The sequence below is a fragment of the Mesorhizobium sp. M7A.F.Ca.US.002.01.1.1 genome, assembly GCF_004022955.1.
GTDB lineage: Bacteria > Pseudomonadota > Alphaproteobacteria > Rhizobiales > Rhizobiaceae > Mesorhizobium > Mesorhizobium ciceri.
The window spans coordinates 1-2,697 of record NZ_RZQE01000643.1; the positions used below are offsets into that span (position 1 = coordinate 1).

The window sequence follows — 2,697 nt, forward strand, 5'->3', positions numbered from 1 at the left end:
TCCTCGGGCTTGGACTGGATGCGCGCGAGCACGCGAGAGCGAATATCGGTGTCGTGTTCGACCGCTGTCATGTCCGAAATATGCGACAAGTTTCGGACAATGGCAAGCGAGCTTCGTCCGAAGAATGCTACAAATTTCGGACAAAGCGCGAAATCTGGAACCACTGCAGCCGCTCAAACTCGGGTTATTCAAGCGCGATCCAGGCCGGCGCATGATCGCTCGGTTTCTCCCACCCTCGCGTCTCAACATCCACCCCGGCATCGCGAAGCTTGGGCGACAACGAGGGACTGACCAGCAGATGGTCCATCCGCAGGCCAGAACTCTTGTCGTAGCCGCCCCCATAGGAGTGGTTCCAATACGTATAGACCCCCTTTTCCGGATGGATGCGCCTGACCGCGTCGATCCAGCCGTCCTCGAGCATCGCGGCATAGGCTTGGCGACTCTCGGGAAAGTAAACCGCATCGCCGATCCATCGTCGCGGCACCACGGCATCAATCGGAGTTGGAACGACATTGTAGTCGCCGCACAGCACGGTCGGCGCTCCCGCTTTGAGCAGATCCTGGCCGTAGCTAATCAGGCGGTCGAACCAGCGCAGCTTGTAGTCAAACTTGGGACCAGGGGCGGGATTTCCGTTTGGCAGGTAGAGACAGCCGACGACGAGCCCGCTGATCTCCGCCTCGATATAGCGGCTATGGCTATCGTCAGGGTCGCCAGGAAGCCCGCGTCGGCGCTCGATCGGGTCAGCTCCGCGAGCCAGGATAGCGACGCCGTTGTAGGATTTCTGGCCGTGCCAGATCGCGCCATAGCCAGCATCGCCGATCGCCTCGGCCGGAAATTTCTCGTCCGAGGTTTTGAGTTCTTGAAGGCAGACGACGTCATAGCGCGTGGCCTTTAGCCACGCGATGAGGACCGGCAGACGACCATTGACGCCGTTTACATTGAACGTGGCAACCCGGAGCATCTAGCCGGACCCCGTGGTTCAGTTCTTACCTAGCTTATCCTCGACCTTCTTGCGGCTGTTCCCGACCGATTTCACGGCTGACTTCACGTCGGCCTTGCTCGCTCCGGTCTTACCCGCCTCGTATTTCACTTCGTGATCCTGCCCCCCAGCGACCTTCGCGCGGTCCTGGTTGCGTCCACGTGTTGTTCCAGTATTGGGCATTTCATCCTCCAAAAGATTGCCATTCCAGACCCAACAACGCAGCCGGACTCTTCCGGTTCAATATCTGGAAACACCGATTTGGAACCGAATGCCATTCAGGGTATTGATCCAGCCATGTATTCGAGTTCCGCATGCCGGCCGTAGAGGCCGCCCTCAGCAAAAAGCGCTCTCGGCGCCGGGACTCAGAATCTACCCCTACATATTCGCTGCCAGCATTTCGTCCGTTCCAGCTCTGCACCCTGACAGACGCCATACCTGTGGGCAGCAATTGGCTGTTCGAAATGCAGTTCGACGGGTATCGTGCCCAAGTCTCGATTTCCGGCTCTAAAGTTGTGGTCTACACCCGCAACGGCCACGACTGGACACGACAGTTCAAGGTGATCCTGGCGCCGCTTCAGGCTCTAACCAAAGGCTCTGCACTGATCGACGGCGAGATTGTCGCGATCGACAGCCAGGGCCGCACCAATTTTTCCATGCTGAAAACCGGAATTGCCGCGGGCATGCCGCTCAAGTCTACGCCTTCGACCTGTTGGAAATGAATGGCGAAGACCTGTCGAACCGACCGCTTCTCGATCGCAAGGAGAGGCTGGAGTTACTCCTTGGAGACCGCGACGCTGGCGACAGCCTGCAGTTTTCCGGCCACATCGTCGACCGGGGCAGACAAGTCTTCGACGCCATGTGCGAGGGTGGCCACGAAGGCGTTATCGCCAAGCGCGCCGACAGCCGTTACATCGGCGACCGCACGACCAGCTGGCTCAAGATCAAATGCACCAAACGACAGGAATTCGTCGTTGTGGTTACCGCCCAAACGACACCGGCCGAAGCATGGCCTCGCTGATCCTCGGCACCTATGAGAAGGGGAAGCTGGTTTACCGCGGTCGGGTGGGGACGGGGTTCACTCAGGCCTCCTGTCGAAGGAGAAGTTGCTGGCCGGCGATATACCGGTTGGGCTGGCTAGCGGGGAGGGCGACGGCGAGGACGGTCTCGTTGGGGACCAAGCGCCGTGACGGGGGGCGTCGTCGCGTTGTGATCCCAGAGACAGTCGATCCCTACGGCCAGGACGACTGGTCGTGCGGCAGCCGGTGATCGGGATCATGGACGGTGACCTTATCGCCTTCGACAAGACTGGCCGGAAAGACCACCAGGTTGGTGCCACCGGCGTGACGCTTTTGTCGATGCGAGCGATCTGGCGCCAGGCACAATCCCATTCCTGCCAAGCGCTGTCCCAGATCTCCGGGTCGAATCCCTGCGAAAGGTCCGCCACCTCAGGCGAGCGTGATCTTGTAGGCGGCAAGCGTTGCCGGCGGGACGATGCTGGCGCCCTGCTTGTATTCGTCAAGAGCCGTCTGGGTCGAACGAGACAGATAGAGTGCTTCGACGCATGGCCGGTTGAAACGACCGCCGTCGATCGCCGCGCCTGCACCGCTGATGGGCAGGAAAGCCCATTTGGGTGTCAGATAGCGATTCGTCTGGACCGACTCGGGTGATCCTCACCCACGCGCCCCATTTTCGAAATCCCGGATGAAGGCCAGGAC

The 2,697-nt window shown here is 60.0% G+C and carries 6 protein-coding genes; 3 read left to right on the top strand and 3 right to left on the bottom strand.

The genetic code is table 11. From position 1 onward, the window contains the following. The coding region (locus EN932_RS38510; protein ID WP_206618992.1) for a hypothetical protein at positions 1-215 on the top strand (215 nt) is incomplete at its 5' end. On the opposite strand, the gene xth is transcribed toward EN932_RS38510, so the two are convergent. Further along, positions 185-961, bottom strand: coding sequence for an exodeoxyribonuclease III (gene xth / locus EN932_RS33385; protein WP_064992509.1), 777 nt, complete (start codon positions 959-961; stop codon positions 185-187). The two genes, EN932_RS38510 and xth, sit on opposite strands and share 31 nt — an antisense overlap. Before the next feature lie 18 nt (positions 962-979). Further along, positions 980-1,162 carry a DUF3606 domain-containing protein gene (locus tag EN932_RS33390; RefSeq protein WP_063170480.1) on the bottom strand — a complete coding sequence of 61 codons (183 nt, stop codon included), beginning with the start codon at positions 1,160-1,162 and terminating at the stop codon, positions 980-982. Between the two features lie 131 nt (positions 1,163-1,293). On the opposite strand from EN932_RS33390, the gene EN932_RS39630 reads away from it, so the two are divergent. Further along, positions 1,294-1,701 (top strand): hypothetical protein, encoded by a 408-nt coding sequence (locus EN932_RS39630; protein ID WP_164890762.1) that lies wholly within the window; start codon positions 1,294-1,296, stop codon positions 1,699-1,701. After that, positions 1,698-2,000 (top strand): hypothetical protein, encoded by a 303-nt coding sequence (locus EN932_RS39635; RefSeq protein WP_064992511.1) that lies wholly within the window; start codon positions 1,698-1,700, stop codon positions 1,998-2,000. The genes EN932_RS39630 and EN932_RS39635 overlap by 4 nt, the downstream gene beginning before the upstream one ends. Positions 2,001-2,427: 427 nt before the next feature. Here EN932_RS39635 and EN932_RS39270 read toward each other — a convergent pair whose 3' ends face one another. Continuing rightward, positions 2,428-2,619, bottom strand: coding sequence for an RES domain-containing protein (locus EN932_RS39270; protein ID WP_338101346.1), 192 nt, complete (start codon positions 2,617-2,619; stop codon positions 2,428-2,430). Positions 2,620-2,697 lie beyond the last annotated feature (78 nt).

Bases quoted from the DNA above. Each gene is read 5' to 3' on its own strand.
- xth (WP_064992509.1), bottom strand. From the start codon at position 961: ATGCTCCGGGTTGCCACGTTCAATGTAAACGGCGTCAATGGTCGTCTG.
- EN932_RS33390 (WP_063170480.1), bottom strand. From the start codon at position 1,162: ATGCCCAATACTGGAACAACACGTGGACGCAACCAGGACCGCGCGAAG.
- EN932_RS39630 (WP_164890762.1), top strand. From the start codon at position 1,294: ATGCCGGCCGTAGAGGCCGCCCTCAGCAAAAAGCGCTCTCGGCGCCGG.
- EN932_RS39635 (WP_064992511.1), top strand. From the start codon at position 1,698: ATGAATGGCGAAGACCTGTCGAACCGACCGCTTCTCGATCGCAAGGAG.